At 62.1% G+C, this 15,963-nt stretch carries 10 protein-coding genes; 3 read left to right on the top strand and 7 right to left on the bottom strand.

From position 1 onward, the window contains the following. Position 1: 1 nt before the first annotated feature. The 3 genes from CO655_RS20690 to CO655_RS20680 are packed head-to-tail and all read right to left on the bottom strand — an operon-like array spanning position 2 to position 2,606. On the bottom strand, positions 2-790 hold the full coding sequence (locus CO655_RS20690; protein ID WP_097666263.1) for an SDR family oxidoreductase: 789 nt from the start codon (positions 788-790) through the stop codon (positions 2-4). Continuing rightward, positions 787-1,791 (bottom strand): D-2-hydroxyacid dehydrogenase family protein, encoded by a 1,005-nt coding sequence (locus CO655_RS20685; RefSeq protein WP_210201026.1) that lies wholly within the window; start codon positions 1,789-1,791, stop codon positions 787-789. The genes CO655_RS20690 and CO655_RS20685 overlap by 4 nt, the downstream gene beginning before the upstream one ends. Positions 1,792-1,796: 5 nt before the next feature. Continuing rightward, positions 1,797-2,606, bottom strand: coding sequence for an RraA family protein (locus CO655_RS20680; protein ID WP_245423864.1), 810 nt, complete (start codon positions 2,604-2,606; stop codon positions 1,797-1,799). Positions 2,607-2,697: 91 nt separating this feature from the next. Here CO655_RS20680 and CO655_RS20675 point away from each other — a divergent pair, with 91 nt between their 5' ends. After that, positions 2,698-3,615, top strand: a complete 918-nt coding sequence (locus tag CO655_RS20675; protein WP_097666261.1) for a LysR family transcriptional regulator — start codon at positions 2,698-2,700, stop codon at positions 3,613-3,615. 51 nt (positions 3,616-3,666) lie between these two features. Here the strand turns inward: CO655_RS20675 and CO655_RS20670 are convergent, their stop codons facing one another. Together CO655_RS20670 and CO655_RS20665 are read right to left on the bottom strand one after the other, a co-directional pair. Further along, positions 3,667-4,539, bottom strand: coding sequence for a hypothetical protein (locus tag CO655_RS20670; RefSeq protein WP_097666259.1), 873 nt, complete (start codon positions 4,537-4,539; stop codon positions 3,667-3,669). Between the two features lie 176 nt (positions 4,540-4,715). Continuing rightward, positions 4,716-5,654 (bottom strand): DMT family transporter, encoded by a 939-nt coding sequence (locus CO655_RS20665; RefSeq protein WP_097666257.1) that lies wholly within the window; start codon positions 5,652-5,654, stop codon positions 4,716-4,718. Between the two features lie 275 nt (positions 5,655-5,929). Between CO655_RS20665 and pepN the strand changes: the two genes are divergently transcribed. Together pepN and CO655_RS20655 are read left to right on the top strand one after the other, a co-directional pair. Further along, on the top strand, positions 5,930-8,578 hold the full coding sequence (gene pepN / locus CO655_RS20660) for an aminopeptidase N (protein WP_097666255.1): 2,649 nt from the start codon (positions 5,930-5,932) through the stop codon (positions 8,576-8,578). 192 nt (positions 8,579-8,770) lie between these two features. Next, positions 8,771-11,080, top strand: coding sequence for a PAS domain-containing sensor histidine kinase (locus tag CO655_RS20655; RefSeq protein ID WP_097609047.1), 2,310 nt, complete (start codon positions 8,771-8,773; stop codon positions 11,078-11,080). Positions 11,081-11,335: 255 nt separating this feature from the next. Here CO655_RS20655 and CO655_RS20650 read toward each other — a convergent pair whose 3' ends face one another. Together CO655_RS20650 and CO655_RS20645 are read right to left on the bottom strand one after the other, a co-directional pair. Beyond that, on the bottom strand, positions 11,336-12,790 hold the full coding sequence (locus CO655_RS20650) for a methyl-accepting chemotaxis protein (protein WP_210201025.1): 1,455 nt from the start codon (positions 12,788-12,790) through the stop codon (positions 11,336-11,338). 189 nt (positions 12,791-12,979) lie between these two features. Further along, positions 12,980-15,937 carry a bifunctional [glutamine synthetase] adenylyltransferase/[glutamine synthetase]-adenylyl-L-tyrosine phosphorylase gene (locus tag CO655_RS20645; protein ID WP_097666253.1) on the bottom strand — a complete coding sequence of 986 codons (2,958 nt, stop codon included), beginning with the start codon at positions 15,935-15,937 and terminating at the stop codon, positions 12,980-12,982. Positions 15,938-15,963 lie beyond the last annotated feature (26 nt).

The following is a 15,963-nucleotide window of genomic DNA, read 5'->3' as shown; positions in this document are numbered from 1 at the left end:
GTCACACGACGAGCGGCGTCAACCCTCCATCCATAGTCAGCGACGCGCCGGTGACGTAGGATGCTCGCGCGCTTGCAAGATAAAGCGCCGCATCGGCCACCTCCTCCGGCGTAGCGTAGCGCCCGAGCGGTATGCGCTGCTGGTTCTGACGCAGCAGTTCCTCAGGGGGCTTTCCGGTCGCGCGCGATTCTGCATCCAGTGACATCTGCACCCGGTCAGTCATGGTGGCGCCGGGATTTATGACGTTGACGCGAATGCCGGCATGGCCCCAGGCAGCAGCCAAGCCTGCCGAAGCCAGCATCAGCGCCGCGTTGGCAGCACCGCCGGGAATGTGGATCGGTGATGCGATCTTGCCTCCGGTGCCGATGATGTTGACGATTGCTCCCGTGCGCCGCGCCACCATGCGTGGCAGGACGAAGTCCATGACGTTCATGTAGGTGAAGAACTTCGCGTCCATGGCCACGCGCCACTTGTCCGGCGTTAGCTCGCTCGGGGGCACGCGAACGGCGCCACCCGCAGAATTGACCAGCACGGCAATCGGCCCGACCTGCTCTTCGGCGGCAATCACTGTCCGTTCGGCCGCCGCCCCGTCGGCAAGATCGGCAGCAAAGGGCGTGACGTCGATGCCGTCCGCCGCAAGTGTCGCCTTGGCGGCGGCCAGGTTGTCTTGGCTGCGTGACACGATGACGACGCGGGCGCCTTCGCTGCCGAATGCCCGAGCGCAGGCAAGTCCGATGCCTTTGCTGCCGCCGGTGACCAGAACGACTTTCCCGTCAAGCTCGAGGTTCATTGCAGTGCTCCCTGTTTCAACACATCCGGATTGTGGATGTTGATCGGCATCCCCTGGGCGAAAGCCACGACCTGGTCGAAGGCATTGCCGTAGGCAAATTCGTAATTATCACGCTCGACATAGCCGAGATGGGGCGTGCACAAGGCGTTTGGCAGCAACAGCAAGGGATCGTGAGGGTCGGTCAGCGGCTCATGCTCGAACACATCGACCGCCGCTTTTCCAGGCCGACCGTTGCGCAGCGCCGCGACAAGCGCCCCCGGCTCAATCAACTCCGCCCGGCTGGTATTCACCAGCAGCGCCGTCGGCTTCATGAGGCCAAGCTCACCCGGGCCGATGAGGCCGGTGGTCTCGGCATTCAGGCGCAAGTGCAGGCTGAGTACGTCTGCTTGTTCGAAAAATGCCTCTTTACTCGGGGCAACGTGAAAACCTTCCGCACGCGCCCGATCCAGCGAGCCCTGGCGGCCCCAAATCAGCAACTCCATGCCGAATGCGCTGCCGATCCGCGCCACCATGGAGCCGAGACGGCCAAAGCCATAAATCCCAAGTGTCCGCCCGCGCAGGCCGAGCCCAACTGTGCTCTGCCATGAGCCTTTGCGAAGCGCTGCGCTTTCAAGAGGAATGTTGCGCATCGCCGCCAAAATCAAACCCCAGGTGAACTCTACCGTCGGGTAGGAAGGGCGTTGCGTCAGCGCCGAGGAAACGAGCACGCCGTAACGCGTGCATGCGGCGAGATCGATGTGTGGCACGTGACCGTTCTGGCTGACCAGCTTAAGCTTCGGCAGCCGGCTGACCAGCGCTTCGTCCACCTTGGTCCGCTCGCGGAGCAGCACCAGCACGTCAACAGCCGCAAGCCGTTCCGCCAATATCTCCACATCGGCTACCGTATCGTTCCAAATCTTTACCTCATGGCCCTCAAGCTTGCTGAAGCAGTCGAGCGTACGAACGACGTCCTGATAGTCGTCGAGGATCGCAACACGCAGTCTCGGGGTGAGATTGGCCATTGAACTCACTCCTTGCTCGGCAGATCGGCAACTGGCGTGCCGAAGTCGATCGCGCTACATTTCTCGTGCTCGAAGGCAGCTTTCGCCAGCGCCCGTTCCAGCACTTCAACAGCACGCGCAATCGGGATGAAGCAGACCCCGGTTTCATCGGCCACGACGATATCGCCGGGCGATACCCGGACGCCTTCGATCTGGATATCGCCGTTGATCTCCACCGTTTCGATACGCCATTTCCCAGTGACGGGCGTGATCTCGGTGGCCCAGAGCGGATATTCCACACGGCGGGAATGACCGACGTCACGGATGCCCCCGGAGACAATCGCCCCGGCTTCGCCTTGCCGTTTGCCGGTCTGCGCCGATATGCCACCCATGTTGGATACACCAAGAACGCCATCGATCACGATGACGTCTCCGGGCAGCGCCAGATTGTGCGCCTCGAACTCCGCCATGCGATTCACGCGGCCACGCGCAGTCTCGTAGACGTGCTCGCGTTGCATGATGTTGCGTACGGTTAGGGCCGGGCCAACGATGCTGGCGTGTGGCAAGGTCGGCTTTAGAACCGATGCACCGACGGCGCCAGTGATGCCCAGCTCGTCCATGACGTCGGCAATGACGCTGGTAGCATCGGCAATATGCTTGAACTTCTCGACCAGACCCGCAGGCGGCCGGGGTGCGCGCAGCAGCTGAATACGGTCTGGGCTGATCTTTCCGGTCAACTTCAGCCCGAGGTCTCCGGCAGGAGCATCATTCATGAAATAAATCCTCGCAATATCGGCGCAGCCGACTGTGTCTGTTGCAGCCGCATGTTCGTTCATGCCGCCTTGGGTCCTGGCAATAGAGTTGCGCAAAAGATTTGAATCGTCCAATTTCGTTTTAGGGGTAACCGTTATAACTGAGGTGAATAATATGCGGCTGGATTTGAACCTGCTCGTGGTTATCGAGGCGATCATGCTGGAGCGGAATGTGACGCGCGCCGCCGCCAGTCTGTCGATGAGCCAACCAGCCGTCAGCAACGCACTCAGGCGCGCCCGGAGCCTGACGCGCGATCAACTGTTCCTGAAGGTCGCTGAGGGCGTTCAGCCTACCGCGCGGATGATGGCGATCTGGCCCGAACTCCATCGTTCATTGGCAGCTATCCGAGCCTCGATCGCACCCGAGCAATTTGATCCCCGCACGGATCCGACCAGTTTCCGAATTGCCATCACCGACAGCCTCGCTGCAGAGGCGGTCAGCGGCATCACGCTGAAGCTACAGTCAATGTCGCCCTATGCCCGGGTGGCGTTTTCCTTCCACACCAATGCGAGCTCTCTCGAGGGAATAGATCGCGGCACGCTTGACTGCGCCGTCGGAATGTTTCCGTCACTTCCGCGCGACATCCATGTTCAAGGGCTTCGGACGGATCATTATCTCTGCGTTATGCGGCCGGGGCACAAAGTGGGAAACGAAATGGATTTGGGCCGGTTCGTCACAGCGTCGCACGTGCTGGTAACTCCATCCGGAGTCGATCTAGGGGTCGTTGATGGCTGGCTGAGTCTACATGGTCGTAGAAGGACAATCGCCGCGGTCGTCAATCACTTTGCAGATGCGCTAAGAATTGTCGCGAGAAGCGACTTGCTGACCTGTGTGCCAAGCGGTTTTATCAACGGACCCGGCGCGGGGCTGGTAGCGCAGCACGGACTAGTCTCTTACGACCTACCCTTCGAGACCGAGAAGCTGATCTACAAGCTTGTCTGGCATGAGCGCCTTCACACTCATCCCGCGCATCAATGGTTCCGCTCGGTCGTTGCCGATGTCTGCGGGGCTCCGGTGGCGGCAACGCCATAGGAGAGTGCAATGCGGCCGTCCTGCCAAAGCACAGGCGCTGCGGCAATCTGATCAGGCGGTCATTTCCTCGATCCGGGCCTTCGCCCATTCGAAGGCTTCGTCGACATAGGCGAACTTGACCGCCTGCCAAGCGCAATATTCCTCGACGAAATGCCGCGATATCCAAAGATGCGTCTTGCGCGGCTCATCATGCCAGCCGACGCAGCCGCGCTGCGCCGCCTTTGCCAGGAGCCGCTGCAGGTGCGTGCGCGACATCATGAAATCGGCGGCAAGCGCGCGGGTTTCGACGCGGCCGACGAGAAACTTGCCCGCCCCGGTGTCTTCCGGATCCATCCTGGCGATGAAGTTGTCGACGACGAGGCCGCCAGCTTCGGTCCAGAGAAACAACGCCACCTGCGCCGGCGGCTCCCGCCAGGCGGCATCTTCCAGGCAGTGGCGGGCAACGCGCGGCTGAACGAGCCTCATCAATGATGGATTTGCCTGGAAAACAGCCGCCCGTTCACCGCCGTCGAGCAGGTCGAGCGCGGCGAGATTGGCGTGAATCCACGCAAACATCGCCTGATGGCTGACATTGGCGGGCTCGAAATGGCGTGGCCGGCGCCGCTCGTCGCCGGGCGTATGGGTGATGAAGCGGTAGGTATAGAGTTCTTCGATGAAGGCGAGCACGGTGTTACGGCTGGCCACCTTGTGGGCGGTGATGCGGCCGGTCAGCCGAACGGCGGTAAAACCCGAGGTCGGCTCGCGCGGATCATATTCCAGGTGAAGGGCATAGGCCGTCTGGGTCAGCAGCCAGCGCTGGTGGGAGGCGAGCAATCGTGCCAGACGCGGGCCGGCGTCGAACATGCCGCGCGTTTGCCCGGCCAGAAAGCGGATACTCGTCAGAAAGGAGCAGTTCCCCGCCAATTGCTCCGCCGTGAATGCCATTATGCTTTTCTCCACCTCCGCTCGCAGACCAGCGTTCGGAGCAGTAATATCGAAAGCCGCGGCGGCAGCGGCCCGCCAGCCGTGCACAGCGTTGAATAAATGATAGTTTCTCATGTTCAACAATCATATTCCTGAGGTCGACGCCATCCTAAGAATTGACCATTCCTGCCGTGAACTCAGGCCTGCGGCGTCGTCGCCTTGCGCGCTTCGCGCTGTTCGATACCCAGCTGATGCTCGCGATAGATGATGAAGATACCGGCGGCAACGACGATGACGGTGCCGATCAGCATCGTGATGCTCGGCACGTCGCCGAAGACGAAGTAGCCGACGATGCCGCCAAGCAGGATCGATGTATATTCGAACGGCGCGATGGTGGAGACGTCGGCATGGCGGTAGCTTTCGGTCAGCAGGATCTGCGCGACGCCGCCACAAAAGCCGGCAACGATCAGATAAAGCGCCGACGGCCATGGCAGGACGAGCCAGCCGAAAGGAAGCGAAGCCAGCGAGAAGACCGATGCGGTGAGCGAAAAATACAGCACGATCGTCGCCGTCTTCTCCTCCTCGACGAGGCGACGCACCTGGATCATCGCCATGCCACCGAGAACCGCCGAAAACAGCACGCACAGCGCGCCGACGGCCTGTTCGGTTTCCATGCCGCCGTCGCGAAACAGGGTGAGCTTCGGCCAGGAGATGATGGCAACGCCGGCCATGCCGACCAGAACGGCGCTCCAGCGATAGATGCGCACGGTCTCGCCGAGAAAAACGGCGGCGAAGATCACGGCGACGAGCGGCAATGCGTAGCCGAGGGCGATCGCCTCCGGCAGCGGCAGATGCAGGAGGCCGTAAAAACCGAAAGCCATCGACAGGATGCCGATCGTGCCGCGCTTCAGGTGGCCGACCGGATTGGCGGTGTGGAAGGCGGCGCGCAGCTGTCCGATATAGGCGAGATAGGCCATGATCGGGAAGAGCGCGAAGAAGGACCTGCAGAAGGTGACCTGACCCGGCGGAATATCCGGGCCGGCCAGCTTGATGCAGGTCTGCATGGCCAGGAAGACCACGACCGACGAGACTTTCAGCGCAATGCCTCTCATCGGGTTTCTGAGAACCGAGTGCATGATCCTGGCTCTAATGCTGACTTGAACGAACGGGGAGACGCGTTCGACTCGGGAACGCAACAGGTGACGCCGCCATCGTAGCGAAAGAAAATCCCGCTGCATAATCCTTAAATCGGAATCGACATCAGGATAAATTTTGCCCGTGAACTTCGTGTTCACGGGCAATTTGCTTTAACTTTAGTTCAGACTTTAATGTAATCATGCCCGGCAAATTCTCGCAGAGTGCGCCCGCCTCTGTATCCGCGGTTGTCAAATAACGGTCTTCAGGAAACACCATGCGAACAGATACCGGCCAGGTCATTCATCTGGCAGATTACCGTCCCACCGACTTCGTGCTGGAACGCGTGGACCTGACCTTCGAACTCGATCCGACGGAGACAAAGGTCGAAGCCCGTCTGATCTTTCACCGTCGCCCGGGCGCCGACATTACCGCGCCGATCGTGCTCGACGGCGACGAGCTGACGCTGGCGGGGCTGCTGTTCGACCAGGTGGAGCTCGACCCTTCGCGTTATGATGCGACGCCGGAAAGCCTGATCGTGCGCGACCTGCCGGAGAGCGCCCCCTTCGAGCTGACGATCACCACGATCATCAACCCCGAGGCCAATACCCAGCTGATGGGCCTCTATCGTACCGGCGGCATCTATTGCACGCAGTGCGAGGCGGAGGGCTTCCGCCGCATCACCTATTTCCCCGACCGGCCCGACGTGCTTGCGCCGTTCACCGTCAACATCATCGCCGACAAGGAGGCCAATCCGCTGCTCCTGTCGAACGGCAACTTCCTCGGCGGCGCCGGCTATGGCCCCGGCAAGCATTTCGCCGCCTGGTTCGACCCGCATCCGAAGCCGAGCTATCTCTTTGCCCTCGTTGCCGGCGATCTCGGCGTCGTCGAAGACACCTTCACCACCATGTCGGGCCGCGACGTGGTGCTGAAGATCTATGTCGAGCACGGCAAGGAGCCGCGCGCGGCCTACGCCATGGATGCGCTGAAGCGCTCGATGGCATGGGACGAAGAGAGGTTCGGGCGCGAATATGATCTCGACATCTTCATGATCGTCGCCGTCTCCGACTTCAACATGGGGGCGATGGAGAACAAGGGCCTCAACGTCTTCAACGACAGATACGTCCTTGCCGATCCTGAGAGCGCGACCGATGCCGACTACGCCAATATCGAAGCGGTCATCGCGCACGAATATTTCCACAATTGGACCGGCAACCGCATCACCTGCCGCGACTGGTTCCAGCTGTGTCTCAAGGAAGGCCTGACGGTCTATCGCGACCAGGAATTTTCCTCCGACCAGCGCTCGCGCCCGGTCAAGCGCATCGCCGATGTGCGCCACCTGAAGTCCGAGCAGTTTCCGGAGGATGGCGGCCCGCTCGCCCATGCGGTGCGGCCGACGACATATCGCGAGATCAACAATTTCTACACGAGGACCGTCTACGAGAAGGGCAGCGAAGTCACGCGGATGATCGCGACGCTGCTCGGCAGAGACGGCTTCAAGAAGGGCATCGACCTCTATTTCGACCGCCATGACGGGCAGGCGGTGACGATCGAGGATTTCGTCAAATGCTTCGAGGATGCGAGCGGGCGCGACCTCACGCAATTCTCGCTCTGGTACCACCAGGCCGGTACGCCGCTCGTCACCGCATCGGGCAGCTATGATGCGGTGGCCGGCAGCTTCACCCTGTCGCTCGAACAGATGACGCCCGCTACACCCGGCCAGTCGAGCAAGGAACCGATGCATATCCCGCTCAGCCTGGCGCTCTTCGGCGAAAACGGCGGCAAGATCGCGCCGAGCTCGGTCGACGGCGCCGAATATGCCGGCGAGGTGCTGCACCTGACCGGCCGCACGCAGACGGCAGTGTTTCATGGCATCGGCTCGCGCCCGGTCGTTTCGATCAACCGCAGCTTCTCGGCGCCGATCAACCTGCATTTCGATCAAAGCCCGGCCGATCTCGCCCATCTCGCCCGTCATGAGACCGATCATTTCGCCCGCTGGCAGGCGCTGACCGATCTGGCGCTGCCGAACCTTCTGAAGGCTGCCCGCGACGCGCGCGAGGGCAAGCCGGTCGTCTGCGAGCCGACCTTTGTCGAGACGCTGATTGCGGCGGCTGCCGACGAAAGCCTCGAACCGGCCTTCCGCGCCCAGGCGCTGGCGCTGCCGAGCGAATCCGATATTGCCCGCGAACTCGGCGGCAACAACGATCCCGACGCCATCCATGCCGGCCGGCAGGCGATCCTCAAACAGATCGCCGACGCCGGAAAGGATGTCTTTGCCGGCCTCTACGCGGCGATGGCGACATCCGGCGGCTTCAGCCCGGATGCCAAGAGCGCCGGCCTGCGGGCGCTGCGCAATAGCGCGCTGACCTATCTCTCGCACGCCGAACAGACACCTGCGCGCGCCAAGGCAGCCTTCGACGCAGCCGACAACATGACCGACCTCAGCCATGCGCTGACGATCCTCGCCCATCGTTTCCCCGACAGTGCGGAGGCAAGCGAGGCGCTGGCCGCCTTCCGCGATCGCTTTGCCGAAAACGCACTCGTCATCGACAAATGGTTCACGATCCAGGCCGGCATTCCGGGCGCCAAGGCGCTGGACCGAGTGCGCGGCCTGATGGAGAACCCGCTTTTCAAGCGGACCAACCCGAACCGGATGCGGGCGCTGGTCGGAACCTTCGCCTTTGCCAACCCGACCGGTTTCGGCCGGGCCGACGGCGAAGGCTATCGCTTCCTCGCCGGTCAGATTCTCGAGATCGACGGCCGCAACCCACAGCTTGCAGCCCGCATTCTCACCTCGATGCGTTCCTGGCGCTCGCTGGAGCCGATACGCGCCGATCACGCCCGCTCTGCCCTGATCGAGATCGAGCGGGCGCCCGACCTTTCCACCGACGTGCGCGATATCGTCGAGCGCACGCTTAAAGGGTGATTTTGCTTGGTCCGGCCGTCGCGCACCACGCGGCGGCCGCCTCGCCCGGCGATTCGAATCGCCCGAAAAATACGAAAATATAAATAGTTAACGGATTTTTACCTTTGCCTCTGGACAAGGCGAATCACCCATGATTCTCTAGGTCAGGTTCGAGCGAGCGGCGCGCGAATCACACGAGGGACAGGCGAAGAGATGATGGACGTGCGGCGGGCAACCGTGGCCGGAGGACGGCTGCGTGTCGATTTTGACGGGCTGAAAGCCTGGCGAGACAGCCTATCCGGTCACTCGACATCGGAGCCGCTCCTGCGTCATCTGCCGAAGGCGGAGCTGATCTTGAAGCGCGCCATTCCGGCGCTGATCATCGCCTTCCTCTCCGTCGTCGCCGCCTCGCATTTCTTCGGCATGATGAGCGAATACAGCCGGCTGGAGGCTTCCGCCCGCCATGCCACCGCGCTTTCGGCGGCAACGGCCTCGGCCGTATTTGCCGATGCGGCCGACATTTTTGACAGCGGCGATATCACCGAGGCACAGGCCCGGCTTGCCAGGTACCTGCCGCAGGACCGGCTGGACAACGGCGCTTTCGTGCTGCTGGTGCAAGCCAGCGGCAAGGTTTTTGCCGCAACGACCGCCGGGCTTTCGCATGTCGGCAGCAATGTCGGCGATTTCTTCCCGGAAGTCTCGGCGATCCGGCGTTTCGGCGATCGGGCCGGCGTCATCGAAACGACGATCGGCGGCGTGCCGCACTATGCCGAGATCACGCTGATGGGCAATGCTGGCGGCTACGTCGTCGCCGCCACCTCGCTCGAGGAGGTCGGCCGGCTCTGGCGCGAGCAGCTGGCGCTCAACGTCACGCTGTTTGCCGGCATCTCCTCGATCCTGCTCGTCATCCTCTATGCCTATTACACGCAGGTGAAGCGGGCCCGCGACGCCGACGACATTTTCCTGGAATCGAACCTGCGCGTCGAGACGGCGCTGTCGCGCGGCCGCTGCGGCCTTTGGGACTTCGATTTCGAGAACCGCGAATTCTTCTGGTCGCGCTCGATGTACGACATGCTCGGCCTGCCGGGCTCCGACAAGACGATGGGCTTCGGCGAAGCCGCGCGGCTGATGCATCCCGACGACGGTGGCCTCTATGAGATCGCCCGCGCCATCGCCAAGGGCCATTCCGGCCAGGTCGACCAGATCTTCCGCATGCGCCATGCCGGCGGCCACTATGTCTGGATGCGGGCGCGCGCCCAGGTGATCCGCAGCAATTCCGGCCGCATGCACCTGATCGGCATCGCCATGGACGTGACCGAACAGCACCGACTCGCCCAGCGCTATGCGGAAGCCGATCAGCGCTTGGCCGACGCCATCGAATGCACCTCGGAAGCCTTCGTGCTCTGGGACAAGAACGACCGGCTGGTCATGTGCAACACGCATTTCCAGCAGGCTTACGGGCTGCCGGACAGCGTGCTGGTGCCCGGCACCGAACGCTCGATCGTCAATGCCGCCGCCGCCCGCCCGGTCATCGAGCGGCGGATCGCCGATGCCGACGGCTCCGGCTATTCGCGCACGACGGAGGTGCAGCTGGCCGACGAGCGCTGGCTGCAGATCAACGAGCGGCGCACCCGCGACGGCGGCAGGGTGTCGGTCGGAACCGACATCACGCTGATGAAACGCCATCAGGAGCGGCTGCGCGAATCCGAACGCCGGCTGATGGCGACGATCGGCGATCTTTCGGCCTCGCGCCAGACGCTGGAGATCCAGAAGGCCGAGCTTTCGACCGCCAACGCCAACTACCAGGCGGAGAAGGAACGCGCCGAGGCCGCCAACAAGGCGAAGTCGGAATTCCTCGCCAACATGTCGCATGAGCTGCGCACGCCGCTGAACGCCATTCTCGGCTTTTCGGAAATCCTGCAGAACCAGATGTTCGGACCGCTCGGCTCGCTGAAATACGACGAATATGCCCGTGATATCCATGACAGCGGCAAACATCTGCTCAACGTCATCAACGATATCCTCGACATGTCGAAGATCGAGGCCGGCCATCTCAGGCTGCATTGCGAGCGCATCGACCTCGTGCCGCTGATCGAGGAAAGCCTGCGCTTCACCGCCATTCCGGCGGCCGAAAAGAACATCGTCATCGACCAGCGCATCTCCTCCGGCCTGACGCTGACGGCCGACCGCCGGGCGATGAAACAGGTGCTGCTCAACCTGCTCTCCAATGCGGTCAAGTTCACCGACAATGGCGGCCGCATCGCGGTGCGCACACGGCGCGTCGACGGCGCCGTCACCGTCACCATCGCCGATACCGGCATCGGCATCCCGCGCTCGGCGCTGTCGAAGATCGGCCAGCCGTTCGAACAGGTGCAGAGCCAATACGCCAAGAGCAAGGGCGGCTCCGGCCTCGGGCTTGCCATCTCGCGCTCGCTGACCGCGCTGCATGGCGGCCGCATGAAGATCCGCTCGCGCGAAGCGGTGGGCACGGTGATCTCGCTGCGCATTCCGGACGACGTTTAATTTCGACTAAGGCGGTCATTGTAACGCCGGATGATGATGGCCAGCCGCGGATTATTCCGACGCCACAGGATCGTGACGATCGTCTATGATTTGCTGGTCGGTGACAGCTCGCTGACCCTCGCTGCACGGCGGCCGCATGAAGATCCGCTCCGCGAAGCTATGCGGACCGTGATCTGGCTGCGCAGGAATTCGACGTGATATAGCGCCCGCTGCGCCCCTGAAACGGAGCGCAGCGCTGCAGGGCATATCGTAGCATCAAGCGGCGATGTTACCGCGAATGATGGACCGTGAACGAACGGGGTCGGCGGCAAGTTTGAAGTTATTCACCAGGTCGGCGAGGTGCCGCGTCTTGGCTCGAAGATCGGACGCCGCGGTTGTTGTTTCTTCGACCATCGCCGAATTCTGCTGCGTAACCTGATCCATTTGCACGATTGCCGCGTTGACCTCGGTCAGGCCGGCAGCCTGTTCCTGCGCGGAGGTGGCGATTGCGCCTATCAAACCGTCAATCTCGTTGACCTTGCTGACAATGGTTCCGAGCGTCTGGCTGGTACTTTCCACCAGCTCGACCCCGCGCTTCACCTGCTGCGAACTTGCCGCGATAAGGCCGCGAATTTCCTTGGCGGCTTCCGCCGAACGCTGTGCGAGTGCACGCACTTCGGACGCGACAACCGCGAAGCCTTTTCCCGCATCGCCGGCACGCGCCGCTTCGACGCCGGCATTGAGCGCCAGCAAATTGGTCTGGAAAGCAATTTCATCGATAACTGCGATGATCTGATTGATTTCCCCTGAGCTTCTGGCGATTTCACTCATGGCCTGTTCGGCCTGACTCATAATTTCGCCGGATCGATCGACATCGGCTTTGGCGCCGGATGCGACCTCGTTCGCCCGCTTTGCATCCTGCGAAGTGCGTTGGACGGTCGTGGTAATTTCCTCGACGGCCGCCGCCGTCTTTTCGAGCGAACTCGCCTGCCGCTCGGTGCGCTGGGAGAGGTCATCCGATGCCGTGGCAATTTCCTCGGTGCCGGTGCGAATTGCTTCGGCTGTCGCGCTGATGCGCAGCATGGCATCCAGCAAAGCTTCGGTCGCACCATTGAAGTTGGTCTTGGCGGCCTTGCTCTTTGCGGGAAACTCAGCCTCGATCCGATAACTCAGATCTCGGTTGGCAAGTGCGGTGAGCGCGTCGCTGAGGTTGGCCATGGAGACCCGGTCGGCTTCGGCTTCGCTTTCCTTGAGCCGGCGATCGAATTCGTTGCGCTCTCTTTCCGCCGTTGCGGAAATTTCCGCAAAGAAATGATGCATCGCAACGGAAACATCAACAAAGATCGAATTCAGAAGGCTGCGAAGGAGTTCCCGGCGTTTGGCGGCGGTTTTCCATTTTGATGCTTCGACGAGCGTAATCACGAGTTCCGCTGCATAAATTGCGTAGCCCGACAGGTAGGCGGGATATTCGACCATCTGCGCGATATTTTGGGCAATCGCCGCCTGTTCGGTAAAATATTGCTCGGAGAGATCGCCGGTAGCGATACGGTTGAACTTGCGCAGTTCCTGTTGAAACAGCGCTTCGGAAAGCTCTTTGAAATTCGGATCGACCGAGCGATATGCGCAAGTCAGGACGTGGCGCAGATTTTTTTGAACAAGATCCCTAACTTCGGTTCCCACCCGCTTTTGTGCATCGCTCCAAGGCTTGATCTGCTCTTCAATATTTTTCATCGTATACCTGTTTATATGCAACTAAAGCGGGATAATCTTGACCAAACCAGTGAGGGATTGCGTCGCGCCGATTAAAAATCTGTGAAGCTAAACAAACTCCTACATTTCCGGGGACGGCGAAGAGTTGGTTGCGCAAAATGGATAAGAGCTCCAAGAATGGATAGGATTTCGATCGAAGGTCGATGCCCATCAGCTCTTCACTAGAGACAGAAAAATCTTCCGAACCGCCTTCGAGAGCCGTTTCACTTCCCCCTCCAGCGTCCTGATATCGGGGCAGTCGCCGGCACGGCAGACGAGTTCGATGAGGCCGGCAGGGGCGTCGTTCGGATCGAACTCACCGTCGATGCAGAGACGAATCAATTGCGACAGGCTGGTATAGAGTGCGAAGGCTTCGAGACAGGTGGCGAGATCGTCCGCGGCCAGCAGCCGGTCGCCGAGCAGCTTCAGGGCCTCGCCGGTGCTCAGTCCATTGACGGGGATGCCGACGCCTTTGGTGGGAGCGATCAGCGCCAGATACTGGGCGATGAATTCGAGATCGACGACGCCGCCGGGGATCAGCTTCAGGTCCCACGGGCCGGAAGGCGGCTTTTCCGTTTCGATCAGTTCGCGCATCTCGGCGACGTCATGCGCCACCTTGGCGATGTCGCGACCGGCCGACAGCACCTCGCGGATGATATGCTCCGCTTCGGCGATCAGGCTGTCATCGCCAGAGATCAGCCGGGCGCGGCTGAGCGCCATATGCTCCCAGGTCCAGGCCTCCTCGCGCTGATACTTGCCGAAGGCATTGATGCGGGTGGCGACCGGCCCCTTGTTGCCGGAGGGACGCAGCCGCATGTCGACCTCATAGAGCACGCCTTCGGCGGTCGGCGCCGACAAGGCGGCGATCAGCCTCTGGGTGATGCGGGTGAAGTAGCGCGTCGCGTCGAGCGGCTTCGGCCCGTCGGATTCGGAGGCGGCGTCGTCATAATCATAGAGCAGGATCAGATCGATATCGGAACCCGCTGTCAGCTCGAAGCTGCCGAGCTTGCCCATGCCTGATATGGCGATGCGCCCGCCGGGATAGTTGCCGTGTGCCGCCCGCATTTCGCCGATCACGGCGTCGAGCGCGGCTGCGATGACGAGATCGGCGAGATGGGTGAAGGCGCGAGCGGCCATTGCCCCGTTGATGGCGCCGGTGAGCAGGCGGATGCCGATCAGGAAGCGCTGTTCGGCGGCGAAGATGCGCAGCCGGTCGAGCACCTCCTCATAATGGCGCGCCTGGACGAGTGAGCCCTTCAGGCGTTCGCCGAGATAGTCGCGCGTTGGCAGCTCAGCCATCAGGCCTGGATCGAGCATGCCGTCGAAGACATGCGGCTTGGCGGCGATCACCTCGGCCAGCCGGGGTGCTGAGGACATGATGTTGACGATCAGCGACAGGAGCGCCGGATTGCTGCCGAGCAGCGAGAAGAGCTGAATGCCGGCGGGAAGGCCGGAGATGAAACTGTCGAAACGCAGCAGCGCCTCGTCGGCGCGCTTGCTTTCGCCGAAGACGCGCAGGAGCTCCGGCGCCAGCTCCGTCAGTCTCTCACGCGCCTCCACCGATTGCGTCGCGCGGTAGCGGCCGTAATGCCAGGTGCGGATGATGCGGGAAATGTCGGACGGCCTGGTGAAACCGAGCTTCTTCAAGGTCTTGAGCGTATCAGGGTCATCGCCCTGGCCGGTGAAGACGAGGTTTCCGGTTTCGGCGGAAAGCCTGCTCTCCTGCTCGAAGAGGCGGGCATACCGCCGCTCCACCGTCTTCAGCACGCCGACCAGCCGTTCGGAAAAACTCGGCGTGTCGGAAAAGCCCATCATGAAGGCGATGCGCTTGAGGTCGGCGTCGGTCTCCGGCAGAAGGTGGGTCTGCTCGTCGCGCACCATCTGGATGCGATGCTCGACGTCACGCAGGAACCAGTAGGCCTCCGTCAGTTCGTCGCGCGTCTGCGCATCGATCCATTTCGCCTTGGTGAGCTCGCCGAGCGTCTCCTCCGTCGACCGGCCGCGCAACGCCGGCATGCGGCCGCCGGCGATCAGCTGCTGCGTCTGGACGAAGAATTCGATTTCACGGATGCCGCCGCGCCCGAGCTTGACATTATGGCCCTTGACCGCGATGGCGCCGTGACCCTTATGCGCGTGGATCTGCCGCTTGATCGAATGGATATCGGCGATCGCCGCGTAATCGAGATATTTGCGGAAGACGAAAGGCGACAGCCCGCGCAAAAACTCGCCGCCGGCCACGAGGTCGCCGGCCACGGCGCGCGCCTTGATGAAGGCCGCCCGCTCCCAATTCTGGCCCCTGCCCTCGTAATAGATCATCGCCGCGTCGACGGGAATTGCCAGCGGCGTCGAACCGGGATCGGGCCGCAATCGCAAATCGCTGCGGAAGACGTAACCATCCGCCGTGCGCTCCTGCAGGATGCGCACCAGCCGGCGCATCATCCTCGGGAACACCTCGATGGCGTCATCGGGGTCGGGCACGATGCCGGCCTGTTCGTCGAAGAAGACGACGAGGTCGATATCGGAGGAATAGTTGAGCTCGCAGGCGCCGAGTTTGCCCATGCCGAGCACGATCAGCCCCGAGCCCTCGCTCGGCTTCGCCGGATCCCGCAGCCTGACCTTTCCGCTCTCATGCGCGGAGAGCAGCAGATGGTCGATTGCAGCGGCGACAGAGGCTTCGGCGAGCTCGCTCAGCCAGGCGGTCGTGGCCCGGCCATCGACGATGCGCGAGAGATCGGCGAGTGCGACGAGGAAGGCGGCCTTGCGCTTGATGATGCGCAGTCTGCTCATCACCGCCGATTCCGCCGGCGCGACCCCTTCCCCGTCCGGCCGCCAGCAGTCCCGCGCCTCGGCGATCAGCGCTTCGATCTGCGGCTCCAGTGGTTGCGTGATGGCGCCGGCGAGAATGGCCGGGTCGAGATTGACGATTTCGCGCAGGTAGGGCGAGAGCGTCAGCACGGCGGAGATGAAATCGCGCAGTGGCCCTTCGCTCTTCAGCATCGCAGCGACCGACGGCTCGCTTTTGCCGGCCTGCTGAAGGTCGCTCAGCGCCAGCTTCAACTCCGTCTGGCTCAATGGACGCAGCAGCCCTTCGGCGACGTCCTTGAGGCCATGCGTCGATTTCGTCAGCATAGGCTCTCCCTGGCTTTGGAGCGGAG

Origin of the sequence: Rhizobium sp. M1 (assembly GCF_002531805.1) — a bacterium.
Classification (GTDB): domain Bacteria; phylum Pseudomonadota; class Alphaproteobacteria; order Rhizobiales; family Rhizobiaceae; genus Rhizobium; species Rhizobium etli_C.
The sequence above is the reverse complement of the archived record's forward strand: the minus strand, read 5'-3'. Positions and strand labels throughout refer to the sequence as shown.

Coding starts and splice junctions, on each gene's coding strand:
- CO655_RS20665 (WP_097666257.1), bottom strand. CDS start 5,654: ATGCACTCGGTTCTCAGAAACCCGATGAGAGGCATTGCGCTGAAAGTC.
- CO655_RS20680 (WP_245423864.1), bottom strand. CDS start 2,606: ATGAACGAACATGCGGCTGCAACAGACACAGTCGGCTGCGCCGATATT.
- CO655_RS20675 (WP_097666261.1), top strand. CDS start 2,698: ATGCGGCTGGATTTGAACCTGCTCGTGGTTATCGAGGCGATCATGCTG.
- CO655_RS20690 (WP_097666263.1), bottom strand. CDS start 790: ATGAACCTCGAGCTTGACGGGAAAGTCGTTCTGGTCACCGGCGGCAGC.
- pepN (WP_097666255.1), top strand. CDS start 5,930: ATGCGAACAGATACCGGCCAGGTCATTCATCTGGCAGATTACCGTCCC.
- CO655_RS20650 (WP_210201025.1), bottom strand. CDS start 12,790: ATGAAAAATATTGAAGAGCAGATCAAGCCTTGGAGCGATGCACAAAAG.
- CO655_RS20670 (WP_097666259.1), bottom strand. CDS start 4,539: ATGGCATTCACGGCGGAGCAATTGGCGGGGAACTGCTCCTTTCTGACG.
- CO655_RS20645 (WP_097666253.1), bottom strand. CDS start 15,937: ATGCTGACGAAATCGACGCATGGCCTCAAGGACGTCGCCGAAGGGCTG.
- CO655_RS20655 (WP_097609047.1), top strand. CDS start 8,771: ATGATGGACGTGCGGCGGGCAACCGTGGCCGGAGGACGGCTGCGTGTC.
- CO655_RS20685 (WP_210201026.1), bottom strand. CDS start 1,791: ATGGCCAATCTCACCCCGAGACTGCGTGTTGCGATCCTCGACGACTAT.